This window comes from Corynebacterium pseudodiphtheriticum (genome assembly GCF_023509295.1).
Lineage (GTDB): Bacteria > Actinomycetota > Actinomycetes > Mycobacteriales > Mycobacteriaceae > Corynebacterium > Corynebacterium pseudodiphtheriticum.
The window spans coordinates 1,838,129-1,864,092 of the sequence record NZ_CP091864.1 but is presented as its reverse complement, the minus strand read 5'-3'; the positions used below and the strand labels follow the sequence as shown (position 1 = coordinate 1,864,092).

The following is a 25,964-nucleotide window of genomic DNA, read 5'->3' as shown; positions in this document are numbered from 1 at the left end:
TTTGGCGTTAGCGCTTTCGAGTCTCAGCTCCGGAGATGAAAACGATCAGTGCTAGTGTCGCTATTGCCATCGTCGCTAATGTCGAAGCTATTTCGGTAATAGTCAATATGATAGCAATTAACGCTAGCACTATGGATGCAATGTTATGAATCCGCATTTTTTTAAAAGCAACTCTCACGAATTCCCGAAATTTCGGCATGAGCCTGGCTTTGAATAGTACCAAAAGATGCTGCCGCCACTAGATTTCTCATTTTTCCTCCCAGTCAGTGGGCTTGACAACGCTGTGCTTATGCAGAAACCCCTCTTGGGTAAGATTATTTTATTAAACTTTGCCTAATCTTTTCAATAATTAAACTTTAGGTAAGGGTAGGGTGTATAGAAAATAATCTGATTTTCTGGGTCTACACATTGGAAATGTTAGATCCTTGATAGCCCCAGGGTTACTTAATGTCTTATTTTGACTGATCGCTAAGATGCAGCACCCGTTGTCACGTAGATCCATCAGGCTAAGATAGCTTATCCATTTATCTAGGTGTGATACCCCCAAGTGTTCGAACATGATTGCGCGTTTAGAAAACCTGTGCCATACTGTCGCTATGGCTCAAACAGGTATTCGTGCGCAAGGTGGGCGGTTGCAGGATGGTTCTGTGGCTGTTCCTGCTGACGTGCGTGCGGAGCGTGTGGCGTCATTACGGAATAGAATTGCTGGTTTAGAGTCCGCAGCAAACTTAACTCCTGTTCAACAAAAACCGCGTCTACTCAGTAATGATTCCGTTTCTGGTGGAAATGAATCTTCTGCAGATCTATATCGTGTGGTGGAATTGTCTGGTCAGCTCGCTGGTGTTATTTCCACCGGTGGGTTGCCGAAAAACTCTGTATCTCATTGTAGTGATTGCCCTGCACTCGTCTCTGAACTTATCGCACAAATTAGCGCACAGGGAAAAACAGTCGCTATTGTGAACTGGTCAGAACTTTCCCTGGCACAGGTCGCGGAAAGCGGGGATCTCTCCAAAATCATCACGGTTCCCAACCCGGGTAGGGAGTGGATCACGGTGCTCGGCGTGCTGGCAGAAGGTGTAGATGTGCTGATTTACCGCAGCCCGCGCACCCAGACTTTGAGTCCTACGCAAGCACGCCCGTTGCTGGCGAAAGTCCGCAAGGGTAGGGCGGCTGTGCTCACTGTTGGTGCACAAGTACCCTCACCGGCACTGACAATTAATGCTCAGGTCACTGGTTTTTCTGGCATCGGTTGCGGTACTGGGCGCATCCGAAATACAGAAATTGCGGTTAGCTCCTACAGCAAAACCCACAGGAATGGGCCTGTCATGCTCACGTGTGGTGCGCGCTCCAGCGCCGTACCTAGCAGCGCCGAACCACTACAGGCGGTGCAGTAAATGACTGCCGCGGTTCCGTCTCGCATTCAGCCTGCAGTAGAGAGACAACAGCATGCCCGCAGGGGAGACAACCGCATCGCCGTGCTGTGGTTTCCGGACTGGCCCGTCCAGGCAGCGCTTTTGGAAGAAACTCGCCACGGTATCAGCCCAGAAAGCCCGGCTATTGCACTGGCTAGTAATCACCGCATCACAGCGTGCTGCGATAAAGCCCGCGGTCATGGGGTGCGCCGTGGCATGAAACTGCGCGCAGCCCAAGCATTGTGCCCATCCATGGTGGTGCGTGATACTGACCCGCAACGCGACGGGCGCTTGTTTAGCACCATTGTCGAGGAACTGGAGAATGTCGCTGCATCCCTTGAGGTGCTACGCCCGGGGATGGTTGCACTGAATCTGACTGCCGCCACGCGTTTCTACGGCAGTGAGCAAGCCGCCTTGGAACATTTCATTGATGCTGCTGCACACGAGGGAATCGATGCCACCGCTGGGGCTGCCGACGAGTTACCCACTGCCATCATCGCTGCCCGGCACCGTGTGCTTGGAACCGTCGTCCAGCCGGGTGGTTCTGCTGCATTCTTGCGGCAGCAACCATTGTCTGTGCTGCTCGCAGAACCCGCGCTGGGCTGTCAAAAAGACACTGTAGAAACCCTTGCTGGACTCGGCATTTCCACCCTGGGCGAGCTCACCGAACTACCAACCACTGCCATTAGTACTCGTTTTGGCAGTGCAGGGTTGCACTGCCATCGCATCGCTAGCGCGCAACAGCAACGCAAAGTCGCTCCCGATGCAGCAGAGCTGGACCTGTCGGCTACCATCGCACCGGAAGAGCCCATCACGCGTGTTGATGAAGCCGCCTTCATCGCGCGCATGCTCGCCGACCAGGTGCACCAGCAGCTGGCCGCACAGGGACTGAATTGTGTGCGCATCAAAATTGCCGCAGAAACTGACGACGGAACGACGATTTCTAAAGTCTGGCGCACCACCACGGCATTGACAGAACACGCCACCACCGAACGCGTACGTTGGCAGCTCGATGGGTGGCTTTCCAGCGGTGGGGCCGGGGCGATTGTGGAATTATCCCTGATTCCACTGGAAACCCAAACTCCGACAACCACTGGCTCCATCATCGAAGCCGATACTGCCGTGGCAGAAGAAACCACCGCGACCGTAGTGTCTCGTTTGCAGTCAATGCTCGGTTTCGATGCCGTACAACAACCGCATGCTGTTGGCGGCAGGGGAGTTGCCGAGCGGGTGCGCTTTCTGCCCTACGGGCAGGCTGCAGAAAATATTCGGGAACCTGGCCGGCGCAGTGCAGAATGGATCGGTGCCATCCCCTCGCCACTACCGACGCGACTGGGTGGTGGGCTGGATCACCCCGCCAGCCGAGTGCGCTTGGTGGACAAACACGGCAACCCGGTTTTTGTCACCGCAGAGGCACTGTTGAGCGCCGATCCCGTCGGCATGTCTTGGGGCAATAAGAAATTCCAGGTGTTTGGCTGGTCTGCGCCCTGGCCCGTGGACACCGGATGGTGGGAAAGCGAGATTTTTGATGAAAGCCAGCGGCTCGCGCGGATGCAGCTCGTCGGCAAGAACTCCGGTGATCAGCACCCAAAAGCGTGGCTCTTAGTGTGGCAACACCGTGCTTGGTGCATCGAAGCCATGTACTAATGCAAAATATCAATGACCAGCCGCGTCGGCCCCCGTAAAACCTGTACCGAAAATGGCTGTTTCATATCCAACCCCAGGAAATACTGGGCACGGCCGTCGTGCATACCACCAGGGATGAACTCCTTGACGACGCCGAGCTGCTTGCCCAAATCAGACTCTAGTTTGGCTACCTCCGCATAATCTGGACTGGGAAGATCCTTTGCAACCTCATCCGAGCGCACCACGCCGTCGATATTGATGTTCAAGGCCACCAAATGCTCCATATCCACAGTGCGGCCGGAGCCCTGGTAGAAGGGCTGTTCGGTATAAGAGACATACCAGCCCGGCATGCCGTTGCCCGCCATTTCAAAAACCACACGATCGAAATCATCATGCCCAGCAATGCGGATATCCGTGATAGCCAACTGTGCCGGTGCCTCCAAACGCTCCGTTTTTGGCGCGCCATTAGTATCGCCAAGAGCCGTCAAACCAGCCGGTGCCGAATGCTCAGGCTGTGGCGAGGCTGGAGTTCGTGGGGTAAGCGCACCGTCGGAATCTGCACCTGCCTTCTGGGCTTTTCCAGAAGCATCCGTGTGTGCGGGATGTGAATTCACAGAATGATTATCAGGCCGGTGCTCCCCGAACCCCATCCCGGCAGCATTCGTCCCGGAATCAGTGCACGCGCCCAACAACAGACAGCTCGCTACCGCAGTAGCTAAGCCTGGCACGTATCGCTTCCGGGAAACCATATTCATTACCGTAGTCGCCCACAATACTGGGGGCCAAGACAATCAGCGTACAAAAGCAAAGCGATAGAAAGACTCAACCAAATCGTTGCCTAATTGTGTTCTAGGCTGGGGGTATGACTGAACCTGAATCCCGGAACCACAATCCACGATGCTCTGATGTGCAAATAGAACCATTGCCCGGCACTGCCAAACGCGACCGGATGTACGTGGTTTTTGAATGGCCCGCGGGCTGGAGCCATGACGTACTTGATGGTGATACCTTCGACGCGGAGCTTTCCAAGAAAATCAAAGAGCACTTGGGTTCTGGGGTGGGGTTCCAACTTATCCGCAAACCTGGTCGCGCCGGGCACCAGATGCCCCGACAGCACCGGGTGTATTTGGTGTATCCGGAACAGGCATATACGGAGCTGCTTTATATCGGCGGGCCGGAAGATCTTCTGCACCTGGATCTGACAGGGCCGGGGAACAATAAACAATTTGCTGCCCGCCCCAGCAGTGATCCACTGCTCCTGGTATGCACGCACGCTAAACGCGACGTTTGCTGCGCGGTGAAAGGGCGTCCGCTGGCTGCATACTTGGAAACGAAATCGTCTACCGGTGATGTGGTCTGGGAAACCTCGCACACTAAAGGTCACAGGTTTGCGCCGGCGATGCTGTTGCTGCCGTGGGGCTATAGCTTTGGACGGCTGAATGAGCAGGCTGGCGGTGAACTTTTACAGGCGGCACTGGAAGGCAAGTATTTTCATCCCGCCAACCGTGGGCGGGGAATCTACGATGAGCCGAGCCAGGCCGCGGAAGTAGCGGTGGCCGGTGAATTGTTAGCCGCCGGTGAGCATTTGCACTACCAGGATCTGGTTTATGCTCGGCAGGTTGCAGAACGTGCCACCGGTGCCCCCGGCGAATCCAGCGGGACCAGTGACCCCGGTGCAGACTTGTGCGTGGTGGAAGTTGCACACCGCGACGGCCGTACCTGGCGGGTTGCGTTGGAACAGCAGCTTTTCGACGGTGTCGTGGCTTCCTGCGGGAAAAGCCCTGCGACGAAGCCGGGCTGGGCGGTCACTGATTTAGCGGCGTCCTGATATTTTCGCGCCGGCTATTTCACTTCTTTCCCGAATGTGGTTGCGATTTTCCGTGCGGTTTCTTTGGCGAAGGGGCCGACTCCGGTGATCGTTGCTGACCCGGGGCCAGTCCAGTCACCGTAACCGACTAAGTGTAGATCGGTATATTTTGGTGTCGTGCCATTGAGCAGATGGCGAATCGGTTTTAGTGCCGGGCGGAAACCTGTGCACCAAATAAGGTGATCGGTGCTTACCTCATCGAGTGAGTCAAATATGGGGGTTGCCTGCAACCGTCCGGAATCACGAGCCTCGCGCACTTTCGGCAGTGCGACGATGTCGCCCAGGTTGCTATCAGCCCCAGGGTCTTTGTCACCGCGTTGCATGGCTAGGGCTCGTTTTCTGTTGCGGCGAAATAACACGCGGCCATCGACATCATCAGGCATCCACCGTGGTTCATGCCGGGTGTACCAGGTGACATCGGCATAGTCGGTGAGTTCGGCGGCTATTTGTGCCGCAGAGTTTCCGGCACCTACTACAGCGACAGAAGAATCGCGGAAGGGTTCCGGACCGGGATAATTCGCGGAATGCCACTGGGTGCCGTCAAACGTGCCTGGGTAATGCGGAACAAAAGGGCTAGACCAGGTTCCAGTGGCAGCGACGATGTGTGATGCGGTCCAGGACTGCTCGCCAGCAAAAACCTGGTAGCCGTCGTCTTTTCGTTCTACCTGGTCAACGTGGACGGGGCGGTCAACGGGGACCCGGTAGCGCTGCTCATATTCGTCCAAATAAGCAACGACGTGGTCAGCCGGAGGGAAGCCGTCGTATTCTGGCATGGGTTTGCCCGGAAGATTGGAAAAACTCGCGGTGGAAAACAACGTCATGGACGGCCATACGTGACGCCATGCCCCGCCAGGGGCGTCTTGATCATCCAGAACGAGGGTGTCGACCCCAGCGCGCAGTAGATAGTATGCGGTAGCTAGGCCGGCTTGGCCCCCTCCAATAATGATGGCTTCGTGCTGTTCAGGGCTGGGATGGTCAGGGTGCTGGTTACGCTCGTGAGCGCGTGTGCCGGTCGTATTCATAGATTTTGTCCCTTGCGCTGTCTTGCCTTCCATCGTGTCGCCGTTGCTGATTGCTTAGTTCTATCCGATCTGCAGGACGGTACGTAGTTCTGCGAAAAGCTGTGGACGCACGCGGTGGGTGACCGTACGGCCGATTCGTACCTTGGTCAATAAGCCGACCTCGGTTAAGCGTGCTAAATGATGGGATACGGTAGGTTGGCTCAACCCTGATAATTCTGTTAACTCTGCGACGCTAACTGGTTCGCATCCCTCCGCAGCTAGCCGCGAGAGCAATCGTAGGCGGGTGGGATCGGACAGCGCTGTGAACAGAATGGAATAGCGTTCAGCTTCACTTTTGGTCAAAAGGCCAGATCCCAGGGAACAACAGGAGGTGAGATCAGTCAGCGGGAGAGTCTCTGGGGAGGTCATAACAACTATTTTATATTGACGGCTATCGATATAAAATATTGATAGCTATCGATATAAGTTTAGGATTCTGGCTTGATGTTCAGAATTGTTTTTAAGGAGTTTTATGACCGTTGCCCAACGTCCGCGTATGTCCTGGTTGAATCGATTTTTACCGGTATGGATCCTCGTCGCGATGGGTGTTGGACTACTCCTGGGGCGCACGATGCCGGGAATCGGAGAAACGCTGGCGCGGCTAGAAGTAGGTGGTATTTCTTTGCCTATTACACTCGGTTTGCTGGTGATGATGTACCCGCCTCTAGCGAAAGTTCGTTACGATAAAACCCGCAAGATCGTTGCAGATAAGCGGTTGATGACAGTATCAATCGTGCTTAATTGGCTGGTGGGGCCAGCCTTCATGTTTGCATTGGCGTGGTTTTTCTTACCTGATCAGCCGGAACTTCGTACTGGATTAATCATCGTTGGCTTGGCCAGGTGCATTGCAATGGTGCTGGTGTGGTCAGATCTATCCTGTGGTGACCGGGAAGCTACAGCTGTTTTGGTGGCTATTAACTCTGTATTTCAGGTACTTATGTTCGGGCTGCTTGGCTGGTTTTATCTGCAAGTATTACCCCAATGGTTGGGGCTGGGTGCCAGCGAAGTGGAGTTTTCCTTCTGGACCATCGTGAGTTCTGTGTTGGTGTTCCTCGGAGTGCCTCTGGTTGCTGGTGCTTTGTCCCGGGGTGTGGGAGAAAATATCAAAGGGCGGCAGTGGTATGAAACGAAATTTTTGCCAGCTATTTCACCATTGGCGCTGCTTGGGCTGTTGTACACCATCGTTTTATTGTTTTCCCTGCAGGGTGAACACATTGCAGCGCAACCGACGGCAGTAGTTCGTGTAGCCGTCCCATTGCTTCTTTATTTTGTTGGGATGTTTGCTGTGTCGTTGGTTGTGTCAAAACTGGTGGGGATGAATTATGCGCAGTCTTCGTCGGTGTCGTTTACAGCTGCCGGAAATAATTTCGAATTGGCTATTGCCGTATCCATCGGTACTTTCGGAGCGCATTCCGCACAAGCGTTAGCTGGAACAATAGGTCCGATGGTCGAGATTCCTGTGCTTGTCGGGTTGGTTTACGTCATGTTGTGGGTGGGGCCAAGGCTTTTCCCTGGTGATGCAACCTTGCCGGGCATGACCGCGCCAGCTACGGGACAGCAACCTGACCGCAGTTGTGTGTAATTAGGTGCTGTGCGTTAGGTGCTGTGCGTATGGAAAAGCCCGGCGGCTAAGCCGGGCTGGGTGGTAGTAAAGAGTGCGGAGACTAGCGCCAGATGATTTAGGGTCGCATGATCTAGCGCCAGATGATTTAGCGCCGCATGATCTTTTTGGACAACCAGTTGCCGAAGAACTGCGCGGCCTGCACCATCAGGATGATCACGGCAGTAGCAACCAGTGTGACCTCGTAGTTGAAGGCGCGGTGTCCGTAGACGATGGCGAAGTCACCCAAACCACCGCCGCCGACGTAACCGGCCATGGCGGACATGTCGACGATCGCGATGAAGATGAAGGTGTAACCCAGGACCAATGGCCCCAGGGCTTCGGGGAGGATCACGCGGGTGATGATTCGCCACGGGCCAGCACCCATTGCGCGGGCAGCTTCGATAATGCCGGGATCGATCGCGACTAGGTTCTGTTCGACGATACGGGCGACGGCGAAGGTTGCGGCAATCCCCATCACAAATGCCGCGGATTCACGGCCAATGGAGGAGCCGATCACTCCCACAGTCACTGGTTGTAGCAACGCCAGCAAAATGATGAAGGGGATTGGGCGGACGAAGTTCACCAGGATGTTTAGGACCGTGTAGAAGAATTTGTTCTGCAGGATCCCGCCTTCGCGGGTGGTGAATAAGAAAACGCCGGTGACTAGGCCGAGGATGCCGCCGACAGCCATGGCGAAAGCAACCATGACCACTGTGTCGACGATTGCGTCGGAAAACATGGGGCCCAGGCGGTCCCAGTTGGTATCAGCTGCGGAAATCATCGCTTAATCTCCTCAATGTGGGTGCGCTGGGATAGTGTGCGGTAGAACTCATCGATGGTGTCATCAGAGCCGTTGAGACGCACAGTCATCTTGCCAAAGGACTGCTGCTGCAGGGTGGTGACGCCACCGTGCACGATATTGATGGAACCACCGCCTGAACGCAGCGTGGCGGCGGCTTCAAAGAACCCGGAGTTTTCGGTCAGCTCGATGGTGAACAGGCGCCCGTCGTGGGCCAGTAGGTCATCGGCTTCAATAGAGTCCGGTTCATTGCGCAGGGCAGTAGCGACGAATCGCTTGGCGACGTCCGTTTTTGGCGCAGAAAAGATTTCGTAAATCTCGCCGTATTCCACGACGGAGCCGTTTTCCATCACCGCGACTTTGTCCGCGATGGAGCGCACGACTTCCATTTCGTGGGTAATCACCACGATGGTGATCCCGAATTCTTGGTTGACTTTCCGCAATACTTCCAAGATTTCTTGAGTGGTCTCTGGGTCGAGTGCGGAGGTGGCTTCGTCGGCAAGCAACAGCGACGGGTTTGTCGCCAGGGCGCGGGCAATGCCGACGCGCTGTTTTTGTCCGCCGGATAGCTGCTCGGGGTAGGAGTTGCCGCGTTCGCCAAGACCGACGAATTCGAGTAGCTCTTGCACGCGTTTTTTGCGTTCGGCTTTTGCGATACCGGCGAGCTTCAGTGGGAACTCGATATTTGCGGCTGCGGTACGGGAATTAAACAGGTTGAATTGCTGGAAGATCATCCCGATATTGCGGCGTAGTCCGCGCATTTTTGCTTCGGACATGCCGACGATCTCTGTGCCGTCGAGTTTGAGCGAACCGGAAGTTGGTGAATCTAGGCCGTTGATCAGGCGCACCAGGGTGGATTTACCTGCGCCGGAATAGCCGATGATGCCGATGACTTCACCGGACTCAACGGTCAAGGTGACATCGTCGACGGCGGTGACCTTCGCAGAGCCTTTCTTCTTGCTCGCAAAGACTTTTTCGACGTTGGTGAATTCGATGCGGGTGCCGCGGCGTTCGCCACTTCCGCTAGTAGGGCTTTGGCCCGAGTGTTTTACCACGAAAAACCATCATTTCTTCTTAGACGGAAAACGCTTAGTCGCAGCTATGTTAGCCGTGACTAAGCGTATTTCGTTACTAGCCTGGTCAGAAATATTCGGATGGGTACCGAATATGCTCTGAATTAGCCTTGCTGTAGCTCCTCTTCCAGCTTGTCCAGGATCTCTTGCAGTTCTGCGCGTGAACGCTTAATTTGCACGGCGGTGCCGCCGGATTCTTCGCGTACAGCTTCTGCGACGCGTTCGTCGTGCCACAGTTCTGCCAGCTCGTTCAGTACAGCATCGTCGACGTTGTCGGCACGCACGGCCCATAGGTTGATGTATGGTTCGGCGCCTTCACCATTTGGATCATCTTCGAAGATGGCTTCCTTTGGATCAATGTTGGCCTTCTCCAGGAAGGAGTTGTTGATCACAGCAGGGCGGCCTTCGCCGTACAAGCGTGCGGTCTGGGCAGCGTCGATCGGGGTGACGGTGACCTTGGAAGCGTCTTTGTCGATATCAGCAGGGGTTGGGGTGTACTTGGAACCGCCGGTCAGCTTGATCAGGCCAGCTTCTTGCAGCAGCAACAGTGCGCGGCCCTGGTTCACGGTGTCGTTCGGGATGGCGATTTCTTCGCCTTCGATCTGGTCGACGTCGAGCTTTTCGGCGTCCTTCCAGTACAGGCCCAATGGGTAGATCTCTGTGGAAACCAGTGGCGCCAGGTCATCGCCGGAGCCAATGTTGTGCTGTGCCAAGTACATCAGGTGCTGGAATTTGTTGGTATCCAGCTCGCCCTGGGTTAGCGCAGGGTTTGGGGTGGAATATTCCGCGAAGTTGCGCAGGTCGATGTTGAAGCCGTGTTCTTCTGCGACTTCTTCGAATACTGCCCACGATGGCATCGAAGCATCAGTGGTGCCGATGACGATGGTGTCGTCTTTGGAGTATCCGCCTTCACCGTTAGCGGAATTGGCGGAGTCATCGCTGGAGCAGGCAACCAGGGTGGCTGCGGTCAGTGCAGCGGTGCTGCCTGCAATAATGCGGCGGATCTTCATAGCGTGTGGGGTCCTTTCATGGGAGTTTCCAGCATGCGGTTTCGGCCCTCGGTGTTTGGCCCTTGGTGCATGTGGATGCAATGACGTGGAATCTAGCAGACACTGTACAGCTTTGTCTATATTTTCGTTCAACCATCGCCGTGACGGGCCGTGCGGAAAATGCTTTGTTCGAAAATCTATGCGCATGTGTGAGGATTTGTGTGTAGGGTTGCACGCATGAATTTCAATGGTGGTGCGGGCCTGCCGTGGTCCCGTTTGGAAAGGATCTTATCTGGGCATCCAGTGCCTGCCCCCGTATCGCTGCCCGCACATGCTGATATTGTTTCTACCTCGCAAGATTCTGCAGGATATAAGCTTGCCGACGGTCCAGCCTTTGCGGAATTGACTGCGGTGAGCTCCTATAGCTTTCTTGCGGGGGCTTCGGACCCAGAAGCCCTGGTGGAACGTGCCTGTCAATTGGGGCTGACCGCGTTGGGTATCTGTGATCGTGACGGTTTTTATGGTTCCATCGTCTTTGCAGAAGCTGCGGCTAAAGCTGGTTTGCCGACTGTTTTTGGTGCTCGGCTGAGTCTGGATCATGGCAGTCTTACCGTCCTGGTGCGCACCCCGGAAGGCTACCGTCTGTTGTCTCGGGTGATGGCGGCTGCGCATATGGCTAGTGATGATCGACGCCCGCGGTATCCAAGCTTGGAATCTTTGGCCAAGCAATTGGCCGGGCAATGCTATATTCTCGTGGATTATTCTTGGCTTAGTATGCTCGATACCTTGATCGAATGCTTCGGAATAGACAGCTTGGTTCTACACTATGAATCTAAGTTATTACCGGAAGACGCTGATCACTTTGCTGCTCTGGATTCCGCTGCTGCGGCGGTGAAAACTGCAGAATCTGGGAATTTGGTGCAAGTGGCTGCCACACAAGGTCTTAAAGCACCTGGAACTAACGGGGAAACTACGCGGAGATGGCCGCGCCTTCGTGCGATCATTAGCGCCAGCCCACATGCTGCTACCCGTAAGGAAACTCGTCTGGCTAGTGCGAAAGCCGCGTTGGCGCAGCGCGAATCACTGGACACCGCTAGTTGGCACACTCACCCGATGGGAGCGCAGTGGTTGCGTGATGGCCGTGGCATGCTGCGTTTAGCTCCGGGGCGGGAACAGCTGCTGCAAGAAACCGTCGATATTGCTGCAGAATGTGCTTTTAGTTGGAATATTGTGGCTCCGCGCTTACCGCATTTTGCTGTGCCCGACGGAGAAACTGAAATGAGCTGGCTAAGGCAGCTGACCTTTGCGCGGGCCCGGCAACGCTACCAGGCGTACCCGGAACAGGTCTATCAGAAAGCTAAAAACCAGATTGCGCATGAGCTCAGGGTTATCGAGAAACTCGGGTTTCCTGGCTATTTTTTGATCGTCATGGATATCGTTGATTTCTGTGTGAAACAGAATATCTTGGCCCAGGGCAGGGGGTCGGCAGCTAATTCCGTGGTGTGTTTTAGCCTGGGGATCACCAACGCGGAACCAATCAGTGCGCAGCTGCTATTCGAACGCTTCTTGTCGGCAGATCGCGATGGTCCACCAGATATTGACCTTGATATTGAATCCACTCGCAGGGAAGAAGTCATCCAATACGTCTATGCCACGTACGGGCGTGACCGTGCCGCGCAGGTGGCTAATGTGATTACTTACCGCCGGAAAGGTGCGGTTCGTGATGCTGCGCGGGCGTTGGGGTTCCCACAAGGCACCGCAGATAGCTGGGCGCAAGGCAAAACAGAGCCTCCGAATAATGTGGTGGCTCTTTCCGAGCAATTCCTGGGACAACCACGCCATTTGGGGATTCATTCCGGGGGCATGGTTTTGTGCGACCGGCCAGTCACCGACGTGGTGCCCACGCAGTGGGCGGCGATGGAAGGCCGCAGCGTCGTGCAATGGGACAAAGATAGCTGCGCGGGCGCAGGTTTGGTGAAATTCGACTTGTTGGGGCTGGGCATGCTGGAAGCTTTGCACCACATGATTGACCTGGTGCAGGAACAACACGGGCATACCGTGAATCTTTGGGAAATTGACCTAGCAGACCACAATGTTTATGACATGTTGTGCCGGGCTGATGCCGTGGGCGTATTTCAGGTGGAATCACGTGCGCAATTGAACACCCTGCCGCGGTTAAAACCTCGCTGTTTTTTCGATTTGGTGGTGGAAGTCGCACTGATTCGCCCCGGGCCGATCCAAGGCGGTTCCGTGCATCCGTACTTACGACGGCGGGATGGCCTGGAAAAGATCAGCTATGACCACCCGGTGCTGGAAAAAGCTTTGGCAAAAACCCTGGGAATTCCATTATTTCAGGAACAATTAATGCATATCGCGGTTGATGCCGCAGGTTTTAGTGGCACAGAAGCCGATGACCTCCGACGGGCGATGGGATCGAAGCGCTCACCTGAGCGCATGGCTGCGCTGCAAGAACGCTTTTTGCGCGGATGTTGGGAAACCAACCAGATCGAGGCAGAAATAGCCTATAAGCTGTGGTCAAAGATCGTAGCCTTTGCAGCTTATGGGTTTCCGGAATCGCATTCGCAGTCTTTTGCCTCACTGGTGTTTTTCTCCGCCTGGTTCAAGTGCTACTATCCGGCAGAATTTTGTGTGGGGCTGCTGCGCGCCCAGCCGATGGGTTTTTATTCTCCGCAGTCGCTGATTCAGGATGCCCGCCGCCACGGAGTGCAGATCCTGCCAGTTTCGGTGTTGGATTCGCAGGTAGAAGCCAGCGTGATCAGCGGCGCCATCCGCTTGGGGCTCGGTTCTGTGAAAGGCTTGTCGACGTCCACCGCTGAAGCTATCGTCACCGCGCAACCCGCGTTGTCCCGACAGTCTTCGGTAGCCGATCTGGTGCGCCGAACCGGGGCATCAGTACGCGAGGTCGAAGCACTTGCCCGCGCTGGGGCATTGGAAATACTCGGGCTGGATCGTCGGCAAGCGCAATGGGTGGCTGGTGTGGCTGCTACCGAACAGCCGGGTATGCTGCCGGGGCTTTCGGCGATTGCTGCACCGGCGCTTCCCGGCATGAGTGGTTTTGAAATGCTGGTGGCAGATCTTGCCAGCACCGGAATAACCCCGGATACCCAGCCGATGGAGTTGCTGCGGCATGCGTTGGCAGGCCAACAGGTGCTGCGTGCTGCGGATTTGTTGCGGGTTACAGATGGTAAACGCATCCGCGTGGCAGGCATGATTACCCACCGGCAACGCCCGAATACCGCTAGCGGGTCGACGTTTCTGGGAATGGAAGATGAAACCGGGCTGATTAACGTTATTGTTTCGCCGGGGTTGTGGAAGAGGCAGAAAAGACTAGCGCGCACCGCCAAAGCTTTGGTGGTGCGCGGGATAGTGCAAAACGCCAGCGGGGCAGCCACCGTGGTGGCCGACCGGCTGGAACCGCTAGAAATCAGTGAGTTGCTTGCGGTGCGCTCGCGGGATTTTCAGTAGCTGAGCTTATGCAGCCGAGCTGTACTTATGCAGTGAAAGCCCAGCTCATGCAGCTGGGCCGAGCGCATCAGTTGAGCTTATTTGCTGTCTGCATCCAGCATCTCTAGCAGCTCTTCAATGACATCAAGGGCATGCATTGCGGAGTAATAAGCGCCCTCATGGGTCTGCTCATCAGAGCGGACCACGGCCTCGTTCTTCACCGCTGGAATCTTGCCGAACTGTGCATTCGACTGCAGCGACTGCCAGACGGACTTCTCGTTGACCAGGGCCACCAAGGCATCGACGTCGGCAAGCTCATCGCCAATCTCATCGACAGAGTACTTGCCAGTGACACCCTCCAGGGCCTCGTTGAATGCCTTCGAAGGTTCCGCGCCGAGATCCTGCAGCATCTGCGAGAGTAAACGCGTGCCGTTGATGACGAATTCTTCGCCGTCGTAGCTGACCGGTGCGAACTTGTTGTCCGCCAGGACCTTGGCGTACTTGTCCGATAGCTTGCCGACGCGTTTCTCATAATCGGCAATCAGGCTGCCACCCTTTTCTTCGGTGCCGGTGGCAGACGCAACCAGCATCAAATCATCTTGCCAGGTGGCGGTGGAAAAATCACCGATTGGCAGTACTGGGGCGATCTCTTTGAGTTCGTCGTGGATCGGGGTGACATCCTGGACCGCACCGATGATTAGGTCCGGGTCGGCTTTTTTAATAGCGTCGATGTCTACTTCTTCATCACCAGCGGTGTACAGCGTTTCTGCGCCATCTTCGTCGGCTTGCTTGATTTCTGCAGCCAATGGCGAATCCAAATCAAACGCCTCTGGTGCCTTCGGATAACCGGTGACCGGCAGCTCCAAAGATAGAGCAATATCGAGGTCACGGCTGCCAGTCAGCACCACGACGGATTTGACGTCGGCAGGTACTTCTACCTCGCCGAGCTCGGTATCCACAGTGCGGGATTCGCCATCCTTATTGGCGGACTTCTCGGCGTCCGAAGCAACCGAGGATGCGGTGCTTGCTGCTTCCGAGGCTGCGTCTTTGACAGAATCAGCGGCTTCGTCAGCAGAAGAGCACGCGCTCAGGGTCAAGGCAGCAGCTACACATAGCGGAATAATCTTTTTCATAATTATTACGTTAGCAAAAAATCTGCTGCCAAAACCCTAGGAATTACATCTTGGATTCGATGTAGGTTACGTGGGTTTCGACGAATTCCATGATGCCGTGCTTGCCATCGGCACCGCCGATACCAGAGTTGCGACGGCCAGCGTGGAAGCCCTGCATTGCTTCGAAATTTTCGCGGTTGATGTAGGTCTCGCCGTAGAGCAGCTCGCGGGCAGCCTTGTGGGCTTTGTGCACGTTCTCGGTATATACCGACGAGGTCAGTCCATAGTCTGAGCTGTTGGCGAACTCAATGGCCTCATCCAAATCCTTGACGGTAACCACCGGTAGAACAGGACCGAAGACTTCTTCGCGGGTAATCGCAGAGCCTTTTTCTACGCCGTCCAACAGCGTCGGCTGGTAGAAGAAGCCTTTGCCTTTGTCTTCGGCAGCGGAACCACCGCAGACTACTTGGGCGCCGGCGTCGACGGCGGCTTGCACCATTTCGCTGACATTCGTCAGTCCGGCCTGGTTGATTAGTGGGCCCATGTCCAGCTCGTCCTCGGTGGAAGTATCACCGTAGCGGGTGGACTCGAATTTTTCCTTCAGCTTGGCGACGAGCTCATCATGCACGGCTTCTTCCACGAGCACGACTTCCGCGCAGTTGCATACCTGGCCGGTGTTGATTACGCGTGAGTTCCAGATGGCGGTGGCTGCCAGGTCCAGGTCGGCGTCGGCAAGCACGATCGCTGGTGCCTTACCGCCGAGTTCTAGGTTGACGCGGGTGAGGTTTTCCGCAGCAGCTGCCATGATCTTTTTGCCGGTCGCTACCGATCCCGTCATCGAGATCATGTCGACGTCCTTGTGGCGGGTCAACGCATCGCCCACGACAGATCCGCGGCCACCGACCATGTTGAATACGCCCTTAGGCAGCCCGATGCCGTCGACCAGTTTGGCGAACTCGAAGGCGTTGATAGGGGTTTCGTCCGAAGGTTTGATGACGATCGTATTACCAGTGACCAGGGCCGGAGCCATTTTGCGCACAATGAGGAAGAACGGGAAGTTCCACGGCAAGATGCCACCGACGACGCCGATAGGTTGGTAGGTCAGGAAGATGGACTCGTTGGGACGATCCGATGGAATGACTTCGCCTTCAATGCGACGGGCAAAACCCGCCATGTAGTCGAGGTAGTCGGCAGTGAAGCTGACCTCGACTTTGGCCAGGCCACGGGCTTTACCTTGCTCACGCACCAAGTAATCAGCGAAACGGTCGACGTGGTTGCGCAGTTCTGCTGCGATCTTGGTCAGGTAGCCTGCACGCTCAATGGCGGGTAGTTTCGCCCATTCCACCTGGGCGGCTTTGGCTGCCTGGACTGCTTGATCCACTGCGGCGGCATCGGATGCTGGGGCTTGTGCGATGACCTCGCCGGTTGATGGGTTGAGCACGTCGTGGAATTCGGCTGGGGCGACGAACTCGTTGTTGATGTAGTTCTGGTAGTTGGACATGAAAACTCCTTGGTTGATGTAACTACTGGGTTAGTTGCACTACTGCGTTAGCTGCGAGCAGTGTCAATGAGTCGAACAATTTCTTCCTGCTGTGCTGTTGTTAGCTCGATATATGGCTCATGCGTGGCGGTGTTGAAATCTGCGCCGCTGGCATAACGCACAGCGTGTTTTATGGTGTGAATGAAGTGATCACCTACCTCGTAGACAGACATCAGAGCAGCAATCTTTTCCGCATTCTGTGCTGCAGCGGCTAAATCGCCAGACTCATATGCGCGGTGCATGTGACCGAAAATCTCCGGAACGACATTGGTGAGTCCGCACAATACGCCCTGGCCCCCTGCGATGCGGTTAGGGAAATAGTACTCGTCGAAACCGGAAAGCACGGAAAAACTATCTGGGGTATCTCGGATTACCCGTCTAGTGTGGGCTGCGGAATCCACGGTGTCTTTTACCCCGACGATATTTGGGTGTGCCTGTGCAATCCGGTTGATAAGTTCCGCCGAAAGATCATTGCCTGTGCGGTCGGGGAAGTTGTACAGCACGATGGGCAACTCACAAGCGTCGGCAAGCTCGGTGAAATATTGCACTGCAAGTTCATCGCTGGGGCCAAAATAATATGGACTGACGACAACTGCAGCATCGGCCCCATGTTTCAGACCATGGGCGTTGAGTTCTTTGACTTCTTCTATTCGGGCGCTGCCCGAGCCAATAAAGAAATGCATGCGGCCTTGGACAACCTGGCTAACAAATTCGATAGCCTGCTTCTTTTGCTCCATGCTCAACGCATAGAACTCACCGATGCTGCCGAAGATTAAAACACCGGAAATGCCTCCGGAAATCAGCCGATCGAGATGGGCTTCCCAAGCCTGAAAATCAATGCTGCCGTCGCTGTGAAATGGAGTTATTGACGGGCAGTAAACTCCTGTAAACATTTATTTTCCTTTCAAGTTATAAACGGAACGGGCAGTACCGGAAAACACATCAGGATCATCGCCAAACACTTTCCGTATTGCGGTGATATGCGTATGTAACTCGGTATAAATACCGATGACCGGCCAGTTTGATGCAAACATGAGTCTTTGCGGGCCAAAGATCTCGCCAAGAAACTCCAGTAGCCGGTAGGCATCCGCTGTGGATTCGTAATTAAGCCCCGAGAGTTTGCAGTACACGTTGGGGGATTCGGCTAAAGCTCTCATATTGCTGACAAACTCGTCATCGAGTTTTTGGGCATTGCCGCAATGGTCAATAACAACGCGGACATTCGCACAGTTTTTATACGCTGCATGAAAATCCGCTAATTCCGGGGTGCGCATGCAGAGATCGAAAACCTTTGCTTGGCTAGATAAGTCCCTGCAACCCGCGGTGAAACTGCTTTCTAAGCAGCGGCCTCGAGGGACGTTATCGTTATGCAATACCTCCCGTACTCCGACAGCATCTGGGGTAACATGCATGCCTTTTCGCAAATTGGCGTGGGTCACGAACCCGGTTAATAAAGGTTCCTGCTGCATTAAAGATGTAATGCGAGCGTCTTCGTCAACAGGATCAGCGACGTCGGCTTCCACATGCAGTGCACCGACTAGTTCGACGTCCTCCAGACCTTTGTCGTGCAGGTTGCTGTAAGCCTGCTTAAGGTCAGAAAAACTGAAAGACCTATGCAACATGGAATCTACGCCCTGCAGCCAGTCGAGCTGTTGGGCTGCAAGATCCCACACATGAATGTGAGAATCGAAAATCTTCAGATTAGTCATTTCCCGTACCGTTTTCGCGATTACAGCTGTCGTTGCAACCTGCTTTACAGAGCCCGGTCTAAGTGCACGTAGCCACCATCCGGATGGATCCACTGGCCGGTAGTGTGCGAAGACCGGTCCGACAGTAAGAACACTGCCGTATCAGCGAGCTCTTCGACCGTGGTCATGCGGTTGTGCAGGGGGATTTCGTCGGTGATGAGCTGTAGACGCTTCTGTTGAGCCTCTTCATCGCCAAACGATTTAATCCACTTCTCGTACAAAGGGGTCCATGCTTCTGCGACGACGAGTGCGTTCACGCGCACCCCATGGGGAGCCAATGCAGCAGCCCATTCACGGGTCAGGCCTAGGATGGCACCTTTCGCGGCTGCGTAGGCTGAGGTTTTTCCTTGGCCGGTCAGCGCAGTTTTCGAACCGATATTGAGAATGGCTCCGGCAGATTCTTGCAGGTATTTTTGAGCTGCGTGCACGGTCTCGTAGTAGTGCGTGAGATTGCTATGCAAAGATTGTTCAAACTCACGCCAGGAAGTTTCTTCGAGCGCTTTATTATCGTTGGCGCCCGCATTGTTTACGATGCCGTCGATATGTCCATAACGCTGGTAGGCATCATCGATAATGCCTGCTATGTCGTCGGTGTTATTCAGATCAATCTCGTAGGCAGCGTAATCTGCTGTGAGATCTTCAATTTCGGTTTTGTATTCGTCGTTGAGGGGAGTGCGATCAAGGATGACCGGAATCGCACCTTCGCGCGCGAGCGCAAATACGATTGCCTTGCCGATTCCGCCCATGCCACCGGTGACGACGAAAACTTTTTGGTCGAGGTGAAGGTCCATGCTGCACCATCCTTTGGTTCTATGGTGTGAAACCCTGTTTCATGTTTTGTCTCATAGTACCCCAAGAAAATGTGAGATGGAACCCGCGATATCAATTAGTGTGATCTAGCTGGAATATTTCGTCGTGTGTGCACCTAAATTATGTGATATTTCGGCTGCGGCTTCGGTGATCAACGGCGCAAACCGTTCCACCTGCTTCAATGTGTTTTCCATTGCCAGAGAGGTGAGGGAAATCCCGTATGTAGCTTTCCCGGAGTGGTCGAAGACTGGTGCGCCGATACAGCGAATTCCGGGGACATTTTCTTCATCATCGAAGCTGTAGCCACGGGTGCGCACGACCGCGATTTCCTGGTCGAGGTCTTCTGGGGTGGTAATGGTGTTTGGGGTTAGTGCAGCGAGTCCTGCTTGCCTGATGGCGCTTTCTAGTTCTGACTTATCCATGTCAGCGAGTAGGCACTTTCCAATTGCAGTCGAGTGGAGTGGAAGGCGTTTGCCGATTGTGGATGGGATCTCGTAGGGGGTTGGGCCTTGGCGTTTGGCGACGTAAATTGCCTCATTGACGTTGAGCGCACCAACGTGCACGGTGTATCCAGTTTCTTCGGCAAGTTGTGTCAGTACTGGGTTGGCAACTTCGGAAATGTCAATCGAATTAAATGCTCGGCTGGCGAGACGAAGCGAGGTGACACCAGGCGCATAAGTCCCATCACTTGCCAGGTAGACAAATTCATAATCAAGTAGCGTTTGCAGGATTCGGTGCACCGTAGCCTTGGCGAATCCGGTAGCTGTGACGATGTCTGAAAAGCGTTCGTGCTCAATGGCGGCTTGTAAAACAATCAACGTTTTGTCGGCAGCAGTAAGACGAGCGTTCGGCGCGGTCATTATTGGGGGTGCTCCTCGCGGATATTGGCAGGCATGGGGTGAAAATTACTTCATCAGTAGCTGGGCTAATGCCTATTGTCGCACGATTGTTATGAGTGGGTTTGTGTGTGAGGTTGAACGTAATTTGTCTAACCCCTTGCGTATGTTCGTGACTTGAACTACATTCCTAACTACACAATTAAGGAACTAGGTTCTGCCATGTGAAACTTCACGCTTCATGGTGCGCGCAGAGCCATCCGTTAAGGAGGGCACAATTGTCCAGAATCACGCAAATAAAAACCTACGATTTTAGATTTCCGACCTCGCAGTCACTCTCCGGCTCTGATGCGATGAACCCCGACCCGGATTATTCTTCTGCGTACGTGGAAATTTCGACGGACGCAGACGACGGGCACACTGGTATCGGCTTCGTTTTCACCATCGGACGTGGTAACGACGTCGTGTGTAAAGCTATTGAATCGCTTAGCCAACGATTTATTGGGCAAGAGATAGAACCATACCTCGACAATATGAAGCGTGCCTGGGATGACCTGGTGCATGATTCCCAACTGCGCTGGCTGGGCCCAGAAAAAGGCGTCGAGCATATGGCTATCGGTGCAGTGCTGAATGCGTTTTGGGACCTGAAAGCTAAACGTGCAGAGGTGCCACTCTGGCGGTTATTAGCGGAGATGGATCCAGCCGACTTGGTGGCGACTCTTGATTTCCGGTATCTCACGGATGCTTTAACTCCAGAAGAAGCTATTGATTTCCTAAAAGATGGTAAACGAGGCCAGCAAGAGCGCATCGATAATCTTTTGGCTCACGGTTACCCGGGATATTCCACGGCGGCCGGATGGCTGGGGTATTCCGATGACAAGATGGTTAGATTGGCGAAAACGGAAAGCCAGGACAAAGGTTTCCAGCTGATCAAACTCAAAGTCGGACAGAACCTTGATGACGATTTGCGTCGGTTGGCCCTAGCCAGGGAAGCAATCGGCCCTAATGTTCGCTTGGCAGTGGACGCCAATCAGGTATGGGACGTCCCACAGGCAATTGATTGGATTAAACAATTCCACGAATTCGATCTCGCGTTTGTGGAAGAACCCACCAGCCCTGATGATGTGCTCGGACACGCTGCGATTGCCCGTGCCGTGGACCCAATCCCCGTAGCAACCGGCGAGCAGATGCAATCCCGAATCCTGTATAAGCAATTCTTGCAGGCTAATGCCTTCGGAATTATGCAGGTAGATGCTACCCGGGTGGCGGGGCCACAAGAACTCATCATCGAGTATTTGCTGGCACATAAATTTAACAAGCCTGTGGTGCCGCATGCTGGCGGCGTCGGCTTGTGCGAGGCTGTGCAACATTTTGCGATGTTCGATTATCTGTCAGTGTCATGCACATTGGACAACCGGTTGATCGAATATGTCGATAACCAGCACGAGCATTTCGTGGACCCGGTCGTGATCAAAAACGGTAATTACATGCCGCCACTGTTACCGGGAAACAGTTGTGAAATGACTCTGGCCAGCACAGAGAAATATCTCTACACGCCTGATGCCTAACAGGATAAAGAGCCACCACCCAGAGCCACTACCCAAGGCCTAAGCCTTCATTTTCTAAGGATGCGATATGAATGGAAAATCAAATCTGAGCCCAGCGAATAACGCGGGAGCAGAAGCTACAGGAACGCAAAAGTCTACTGGAACGAAGAAAAACGAATCCGGTGGATTCCTTTACCCAGGGTTGCTGCTTCCCTTCGTCCTGATCGTTTCGTGTTTCGCGGCGTGGGGAATTTCGACTGACCTCACCGCTCCAATGGTTAACGTGTTCAGCTCGGTTTTCGATATGAATGCATTTCAATCAGCTCTTGTGCAGTTTGCATATTTCGGAGCATATTTCTTACTTGCCATCCCGGCAGCGATCATCAATACCAAGCTGGGGTTCAAAGGTGGCGTCGTTCTGGGCATGAGCATGGCAGCACTGGGTGCCTTCATGTTCTTCCCTGCGTCACAAATTATGACCTACGGGGTATTCCTCGCGGCACTGTTTATTCTTGCCGGTGGATTGTCGATCGTCGAAACTTCAGCGAATCCGTACGTAATGTCACTGGGGCCGGAGAAGAATGCGACTCGACGCCTGAACTTTGCGCAGGCCTTCAACCCGATCGGTGCCAACATTGGTGTTTTGATGGCCACTCTGTTGGTAGCGCCTCATATTCGTGAATCCGTCGACAAATCCGGACTTAGCGAAGACCAGTTGCTCGAGCAAACCTCCCAGGAACTGGAAAAGGTGATGATTCCATACATCATCCTGGGCGTACTCTACGTTGCACTGGCACTGTCCATCTTCTTCGTGAAAGTTCCAAAGAACAAAGCGATGGAAGAAACTGACTTCTCTAATGTTCCGAAGGGCGTTGTTGGACGCCTGTGGAATAACGGAACCTATCGTTTCGGCGTCGTCGCGCAGTTCTTTAATGTGGCGGCACAGACTTGTATCTGGACTTTCATTCCGTTCTATATCCAGTACACGCTCGACGCAGACCTAAAAACTGCTGGTTGGTGGCTGCAGATCTCACTGGTGTTCTTCTTGGTTGCCAGGTTCGTCATGGTCTGGTTGATGGGTAAAATCGAAGGCCGTTACCTGTTGACCATAATGTGCGGTCTAGGTGTGCTATTCACGATCATCGGCATCCTTTCCGGAAACGTCTTGGGTGCGTTGTGCATTGTCGCTTTGTCCGCGTGCATTTCGCTGCTGTTCCCAACCATTTACGGAATTTCTTTGACTGGAGTGGGGCGTGATACCAAATTCGCTTCCTCGGGTCTGGTCATGGCGATCATTGGTGGTGCAATCGCGCCAATGATCCAAGGTGCAATCCAAGACGCGACCAACCCGCAAGTTGGTTTCACTTTCGTTCTGCTGTGTTTCATCGTTATCGGTGCCTTTGGGTTGTACGCTATCAAGCACCAAAAATCTGATGATATCGAGGACGTACCAGCGATGGGGAAGAAATAAAATGCTGCGTGGAATCTCGCCGATACTGACTCCCGAACTATTGTCAGCATTATCAGCAATGGGGCATGGTGATGAGATAACGCTTGCCGACGCCCATTATCCGCGGTTTGGTGATGGGCAGTGCACCATCCGCATGGATGGACTAGGAATCCCTACTTTGCTCGAGGCAATCATGCCGTTGTTTAAACTCGACCAATACGAGGATAAACAGTATTTGCTCATGGCACCGGTAGCAGGTGATTCTGACGCTCCGGTCTGGGACAGCTATCGCAAGATAATTTCGGCGCATGACCCAGGTGCAGAACCAGAATTTTTAGAGAGGTTTCGCTTCTATGAGCGCGCGCAGAGTTCATATTTAACAGTCGTGACTGGTGAAACCGCCCAATACGGCAACATCATTTTGCGGAAAGGCGTAATTCTCGATTAAGTCGCCCAGGTAGGCTGGCTGCCATGTGCGCAACGTATGGGCTCGAGCCAACCATGGAACTGCCGAATTACGAGCCGTTGTTTTAACTAGTGCAGCGCGCCGGGTTGTTTAGCAATGGGAATCCCGTTTGCTCAACCCCGCGCGTTCCCACGCATTCAAGAAGGCATCGGCTTCTTGTTCACTAGTCACCGAAATACGTACGCCTTCGTCTCCGTAACGGCGGATGATCACGCCTTCATCAAAGATGCGCTGTTCCACGTCCGCCGCATCCGCGCGTGGTAGCCACACGAAGTTGCCTTGCGACGGTGCCGCGCCGATAGCTTGTGCAATGCGATCACGTTGGCGCTTGGATTCTTCCACCCGCGGGCTAAAAGCTTCGCGGTGTGCCAGGGCAGCAATTGCTGCCTGTTCCGCCATTCCGGTCACGGCCAGTGGCAGTGCCACCAAGTTCAGCGCTTTTGCCAATTCTGGCTGGGCAAAGCCGTAGCCAACCCGCATGCCGGCCAAACCGAAGGCTTTGGAAAAGGTCCGTGCGCCAATCAGGTTTGGGTAATCCTGAATTTCCTGCACTGCATCTGGGCGGTCCGGGTCATCGTTAAATTCCCAGTAAGCTTCGTCGATCAGCACCACAAGATCATCCGGGATCATATCCATGAACTCGCGGAATTCTGCGCGGCTAAAAGTCGTACCGGTAGGGTTATTCGGGTTGCACAAGATCACCAACTTGGTTTTCTCAGTGATGGCCTCGGCACAGGCATGCAGATCGATGCTGTAGTCGTCGGCAAGCGGGACCGTGACCGGAACGGCGCCAGCCATGCGCACATACAGCGGGTAGGCCTCGAAGCTGCGCCAAGGGAAGACCACCTCATCGCCGGTGTTACAGGTGATGCGGACGGCGCGTTGCACGATGGATGAAGCACCAGGGCCAACGCAAAGATTGTCCTCGCTCAAACCGAGGTATTCCGCAAGCGCAGTTGTGAGCTCCGGGGACCTGAATTCGCCATAGCGGTTGCCATACTGCACAGCAGCGTGGATGGCATCTTGCACGAATGATGGCGGGGCGTAGTCGGCTTCGTTGGATGAGAGCTTTACTTTCCCCTCGGCGCTTTTGCCCGGGCGATAATACGGGAACTTGTCAAGATCTTTGCGTAGCATACGGCTGACCTCCTAAGAATGCGGGAATGAAGAATTAGAACAGATCCCAGATGGTGATGAGCATAATGACCACACCGAGTCCAAGAACGAAATAGTTTGCTTTGTCCTTGCGGAAGTGCTTGTACACATCCAGGTTGCGGAACATATAGACCGGCAACAAATAGACCATAAAGACCACGAAAACGCCGGCGACCAGAGACGCCAGGGTAACGATCGACGGGTTGAACACAGCGACCAGCGTCGTGGTCACGAAAGCGAAGACGTAGATGCCGATGAGCAGGTTGCGGCGTGGAATGCGCTCGGCAGTTTTTGGTGCCACGGTTTTGAAGAGGTATTCGGTGCCTTCCTCGCTACCCAATAGGTGGCCGAAGTACGACGAGACGATCGCGCAGACCACAACCATTGGCGCAATCGCGGCCATGATGGGGGTTCCAGTGACGTTGGCGAAATAGGACAGCACCGGAATATTTTGTTCATGCGCCTCGCGCATACCGTCCGCGCCAAGAGCTAACACGCACGACCACACGAAGACCATGGTGAATACGACCAGCAGAATCGCGGTGTAGAACTCAATTTTGGACACACGCTTTTCCGTATTTTTGCCATATGCCGGCTGCATGTCGACGGACAGCTGTGAAAGCGCTGCCATATGCGAGAAAGCAAAGACCATCACCGGCAGGATCAGCAAAACACCCTTGACGACGGACAAGAAACCGCCGTCGCCGTATTCGAATTCCAAGAAGCTGGAAATATCCCAGCGTGGAATGAGGTAGATCGAGGTGATCGCTAGGAAACCGATCAGCGGGTAGACCAACATTTGCGCGAGCCACAGCATAGGTTTGCGGCCGAAGGCAAAACCGGCGGTCATTAAACCAACGCACAGCGTCGCCAAGACCCAACGGTTAATGGAGGGCCCGCCCATTTGATGCACGATGAAACTATCGACGGCATTGGTGATGGAAACCCCGTAGATGAGCACAGTGGAAAATACTGAGATCCAGTACAGGATTGCGATGACCACACCACCACGCCGTCCCAGGTATTGCGTGCAGAGTTCTAAAACATCTTTGCCGTGGTCTTTTTCCGGCGCTCCGGAGACGATGCGCGCATAGGTGCGGTGCGAATAATAGACCAGTGGAAATGCGATGATGGTGGCGAACAGCAGCGGGATGAAACCGAAAGAACCAGCGTTGATAGGCAAAAACAGGATGCCCGCGCCCACGGCGGTGCCGAACAACGTGATTACCCAGGTGGAAGTAGAACCGGCTGGCTCTGCCTTCTTCTTTTTCCGTTGCTTCGTGCTGGTGGGGCTAGCTTGGCTAACCCCGTCGGGGTGCACGCCGGTGTTGCTGGCGTTCTGGTTGTTTGTGCTCATAGCGGTTGCTTTCTTGTTTGAGCTGGGTGCTGGGCGCTGTTTGTTGGG

22 protein-coding genes are annotated in these 25,964 nt (G+C 54.3%); 8 read left to right on the top strand and 14 right to left on the bottom strand.

Going from position 1 to position 25,964, the window contains the following annotated elements; genetic code table 11:
* The first annotated feature begins 596 nt into the window (after positions 1-596).
* Positions 597-1,394: a hypothetical protein gene (locus tag L9H78_RS08320; protein ID WP_249619823.1), complete on the top strand. Its 798-nt coding sequence runs from the start codon at positions 597-599 to the stop codon at positions 1,392-1,394.
* Positions 1,395-3,059: a Y-family DNA polymerase gene (locus tag L9H78_RS08315; RefSeq protein ID WP_249619822.1), complete on the top strand. Its 1,665-nt coding sequence runs from the start codon at positions 1,395-1,397 to the stop codon at positions 3,057-3,059.
* Here L9H78_RS08315 and L9H78_RS08310 read toward each other — a convergent pair.
* On the bottom strand, positions 3,056-3,652 hold the full coding sequence (locus L9H78_RS08310) for an AMIN-like domain-containing (lipo)protein (RefSeq protein ID WP_249619821.1): 597 nt from the start codon (positions 3,650-3,652) through the stop codon (positions 3,056-3,058). The genes L9H78_RS08315 and L9H78_RS08310 overlap by 4 nt on opposite strands.
* Before the next feature lie 248 nt (positions 3,653-3,900).
* Here L9H78_RS08310 and L9H78_RS08305 point away from each other — a divergent pair, with 248 nt between their 5' ends.
* Positions 3,901-4,866 (top strand): ferredoxin family protein, encoded by a 966-nt coding sequence (locus tag L9H78_RS08305; RefSeq protein ID WP_249619820.1) that lies wholly within the window; start codon positions 3,901-3,903, stop codon positions 4,864-4,866.
* Positions 4,867-4,880: 14 nt separating this feature from the next.
* Here the strand turns inward: L9H78_RS08305 and L9H78_RS08300 are convergent, their stop codons facing one another.
* Together L9H78_RS08300 and L9H78_RS08295 are read right to left on the bottom strand one after the other, a co-directional pair.
* On the bottom strand, positions 4,881-5,927 hold the full coding sequence (locus L9H78_RS08300) for an ArsO family NAD(P)H-dependent flavin-containing monooxygenase (RefSeq protein ID WP_249619819.1): 1,047 nt from the start codon (positions 5,925-5,927) through the stop codon (positions 4,881-4,883).
* Between the two features lie 60 nt (positions 5,928-5,987).
* Positions 5,988-6,335 carry an ArsR/SmtB family transcription factor gene (locus L9H78_RS08295; protein ID WP_081703730.1) on the bottom strand — a complete coding sequence of 116 codons (348 nt, stop codon included), beginning with the start codon at positions 6,333-6,335 and terminating at the stop codon, positions 5,988-5,990.
* A 103-nt stretch (positions 6,336-6,438) separates the two neighbouring features.
* On the opposite strand from L9H78_RS08295, the gene arsB reads away from it, so the two are divergent.
* Positions 6,439-7,548 (top strand): ACR3 family arsenite efflux transporter, encoded by a 1,110-nt coding sequence (gene arsB / locus L9H78_RS08290; RefSeq protein ID WP_249619818.1) that lies wholly within the window; start codon positions 6,439-6,441, stop codon positions 7,546-7,548.
* Between the two features lie 127 nt (positions 7,549-7,675).
* On the opposite strand, the gene L9H78_RS08285 is transcribed toward arsB, so the two are convergent.
* From L9H78_RS08285 to L9H78_RS08275, 3 genes are all read right to left on the bottom strand, one after another.
* Complete coding sequence (locus tag L9H78_RS08285) at positions 7,676-8,350, bottom strand: methionine ABC transporter permease (protein ID WP_021351924.1); 675 nt, start codon at positions 8,348-8,350, stop codon at positions 7,676-7,678.
* Positions 8,347-9,423, bottom strand: coding sequence for a methionine ABC transporter ATP-binding protein (locus tag L9H78_RS08280; protein WP_021351923.1), 1,077 nt, complete (start codon positions 9,421-9,423; stop codon positions 8,347-8,349). Before L9H78_RS08280 ends, L9H78_RS08285 begins: the two co-directional genes overlap by 4 nt.
* A gap of 122 nt (positions 9,424-9,545) precedes the next feature.
* Positions 9,546-10,451 carry a MetQ/NlpA family ABC transporter substrate-binding protein gene (locus L9H78_RS08275; RefSeq protein WP_249617642.1) on the bottom strand — a complete coding sequence of 302 codons (906 nt, stop codon included), beginning with the start codon at positions 10,449-10,451 and terminating at the stop codon, positions 9,546-9,548.
* A 216-nt stretch (positions 10,452-10,667) separates the two neighbouring features.
* Between L9H78_RS08275 and L9H78_RS08270 the strand changes: the two genes are divergently transcribed.
* The gene (locus L9H78_RS08270; protein ID WP_249619817.1) at positions 10,668-13,916 is read left to right on the top strand and encodes an error-prone DNA polymerase; all 3,249 of its coding nucleotides are present in this window, start codon (positions 10,668-10,670) and stop codon (positions 13,914-13,916) included.
* A 77-nt stretch (positions 13,917-13,993) separates the two neighbouring features.
* Here the strand turns inward: L9H78_RS08270 and L9H78_RS08265 are convergent, their stop codons facing one another.
* The 6 genes from L9H78_RS08265 to L9H78_RS08240 all read right to left on the bottom strand — a co-directional run bounded on the left by L9H78_RS08265 (position 13,994) and on the right by L9H78_RS08240 (position 19,965).
* Complete coding sequence (locus tag L9H78_RS08265; protein WP_249619816.1) at positions 13,994-15,028, bottom strand: ABC transporter substrate-binding protein; 1,035 nt, start codon at positions 15,026-15,028, stop codon at positions 13,994-13,996.
* Positions 15,029-15,071: 43 nt separating this feature from the next.
* Entirely contained in the window at positions 15,072-16,508 is a 1,437-nt protein-coding gene (aldA, locus tag L9H78_RS08260; protein ID WP_249619815.1) for an aldehyde dehydrogenase, read from the bottom strand.
* 47 nt (positions 16,509-16,555) lie between these two features.
* Positions 16,556-17,440, bottom strand: coding sequence for a dihydrodipicolinate synthase family protein (locus L9H78_RS08255; RefSeq protein WP_249619814.1), 885 nt, complete (start codon positions 17,438-17,440; stop codon positions 16,556-16,558).
* On the bottom strand, positions 17,441-18,256 hold the full coding sequence (locus L9H78_RS08250) for an amidohydrolase family protein (RefSeq protein ID WP_249619813.1): 816 nt from the start codon (positions 18,254-18,256) through the stop codon (positions 17,441-17,443). It lies immediately after the preceding gene.
* Between the two features lie 44 nt (positions 18,257-18,300).
* On the bottom strand, positions 18,301-19,086 hold the full coding sequence (locus L9H78_RS08245; RefSeq protein WP_023019013.1) for an SDR family oxidoreductase: 786 nt from the start codon (positions 19,084-19,086) through the stop codon (positions 18,301-18,303).
* A 105-nt stretch (positions 19,087-19,191) separates the two neighbouring features.
* On the bottom strand, positions 19,192-19,965 hold the full coding sequence (locus tag L9H78_RS08240; RefSeq protein ID WP_249619812.1) for an IclR family transcriptional regulator: 774 nt from the start codon (positions 19,963-19,965) through the stop codon (positions 19,192-19,194).
* Positions 19,966-20,219: 254 nt separating this feature from the next.
* Between L9H78_RS08240 and L9H78_RS08235 the strand changes: the two genes are divergently transcribed.
* From L9H78_RS08235 to fucU, 3 genes are all read left to right on the top strand, one after another.
* A complete protein-coding gene (locus L9H78_RS08235) occupies positions 20,220-21,509 on the top strand; it encodes an enolase C-terminal domain-like protein (protein WP_249619811.1) in 1,290 nt (429 codons plus the stop codon).
* 67 nt (positions 21,510-21,576) lie between these two features.
* Positions 21,577-22,959, top strand: coding sequence for an L-fucose:H+ symporter permease (gene fucP / locus L9H78_RS08230; protein WP_249619810.1), 1,383 nt, complete (start codon positions 21,577-21,579; stop codon positions 22,957-22,959).
* A gap of 1 nt (position 22,960) precedes the next feature.
* Positions 22,961-23,386, top strand: a complete 426-nt coding sequence (fucU, locus tag L9H78_RS08225) for an L-fucose mutarotase (RefSeq protein ID WP_249619809.1) — start codon at positions 22,961-22,963, stop codon at positions 23,384-23,386.
* 108 nt (positions 23,387-23,494) lie between these two features.
* Here the strand turns inward: fucU and hisC are convergent, their stop codons facing one another.
* Positions 23,495-24,541 (bottom strand): histidinol-phosphate transaminase, encoded by a 1,047-nt coding sequence (gene hisC, locus L9H78_RS08220; protein WP_249619808.1) that lies wholly within the window; start codon positions 24,539-24,541, stop codon positions 23,495-23,497.
* Between the two features lie 34 nt (positions 24,542-24,575).
* The gene (locus L9H78_RS08215; protein WP_249619807.1) at positions 24,576-25,916 is read right to left on the bottom strand and encodes an amino acid permease; all 1,341 of its coding nucleotides are present in this window, start codon (positions 25,914-25,916) and stop codon (positions 24,576-24,578) included.
* Positions 25,917-25,964: the final 48 nt, after the last annotated feature.

Excerpts from the sequence above, each read along its gene's own strand:
- arsB (WP_249619818.1), top strand. The coding sequence starts at position 6,439 with ATGACCGTTGCCCAACGTCCGCGTATGTCCTGGTTGAATCGATTTTTA.
- L9H78_RS08300 (WP_249619819.1), bottom strand. The coding sequence starts at position 5,927 with ATGAATACGACCGGCACACGCGCTCACGAGCGTAACCAGCACCCTGAC.
- L9H78_RS08285 (WP_021351924.1), bottom strand. The coding sequence starts at position 8,350 with ATGATTTCCGCAGCTGATACCAACTGGGACCGCCTGGGCCCCATGTTT.
- L9H78_RS08265 (WP_249619816.1), bottom strand. The coding sequence starts at position 15,028 with ATGAAAAAGATTATTCCGCTATGTGTAGCTGCTGCCTTGACCCTGAGC.
- L9H78_RS08255 (WP_249619814.1), bottom strand. The coding sequence starts at position 17,440 with ATGTTTACAGGAGTTTACTGCCCGTCAATAACTCCATTTCACAGCGAC.
- L9H78_RS08270 (WP_249619817.1), top strand. The coding sequence starts at position 10,668 with ATGAATTTCAATGGTGGTGCGGGCCTGCCGTGGTCCCGTTTGGAAAGG.
- L9H78_RS08245 (WP_023019013.1), bottom strand. The coding sequence starts at position 19,086 with ATGGACCTTCACCTCGACCAAAAAGTTTTCGTCGTCACCGGTGGCATG.
- hisC (WP_249619808.1), bottom strand. The coding sequence starts at position 24,541 with ATGCTACGCAAAGATCTTGACAAGTTCCCGTATTATCGCCCGGGCAAA.
- L9H78_RS08295 (WP_081703730.1), bottom strand. The coding sequence starts at position 6,335 with ATGACCTCCCCAGAGACTCTCCCGCTGACTGATCTCACCTCCTGTTGT.
- L9H78_RS08320 (WP_249619823.1), top strand. The coding sequence starts at position 597 with ATGGCTCAAACAGGTATTCGTGCGCAAGGTGGGCGGTTGCAGGATGGT.
- fucP (WP_249619810.1), top strand. The coding sequence starts at position 21,577 with ATGAATGGAAAATCAAATCTGAGCCCAGCGAATAACGCGGGAGCAGAA.
- aldA (WP_249619815.1), bottom strand. The coding sequence starts at position 16,508 with ATGTCCAACTACCAGAACTACATCAACAACGAGTTCGTCGCCCCAGCC.
- L9H78_RS08215 (WP_249619807.1), bottom strand. The coding sequence starts at position 25,916 with ATGAGCACAAACAACCAGAACGCCAGCAACACCGGCGTGCACCCCGAC.
- L9H78_RS08315 (WP_249619822.1), top strand. The coding sequence starts at position 1,395 with ATGACTGCCGCGGTTCCGTCTCGCATTCAGCCTGCAGTAGAGAGACAA.
- L9H78_RS08240 (WP_249619812.1), bottom strand. The coding sequence starts at position 19,965 with ATGACCGCGCCGAACGCTCGTCTTACTGCTGCCGACAAAACGTTGATT.
- L9H78_RS08250 (WP_249619813.1), bottom strand. The coding sequence starts at position 18,256 with ATGACTAATCTGAAGATTTTCGATTCTCACATTCATGTGTGGGATCTT.
- L9H78_RS08275 (WP_249617642.1), bottom strand. The coding sequence starts at position 10,451 with ATGAAGATCCGCCGCATTATTGCAGGCAGCACCGCTGCACTGACCGCA.
- fucU (WP_249619809.1), top strand. The coding sequence starts at position 22,961 with ATGCTGCGTGGAATCTCGCCGATACTGACTCCCGAACTATTGTCAGCA.
- L9H78_RS08305 (WP_249619820.1), top strand. The coding sequence starts at position 3,901 with ATGACTGAACCTGAATCCCGGAACCACAATCCACGATGCTCTGATGTG.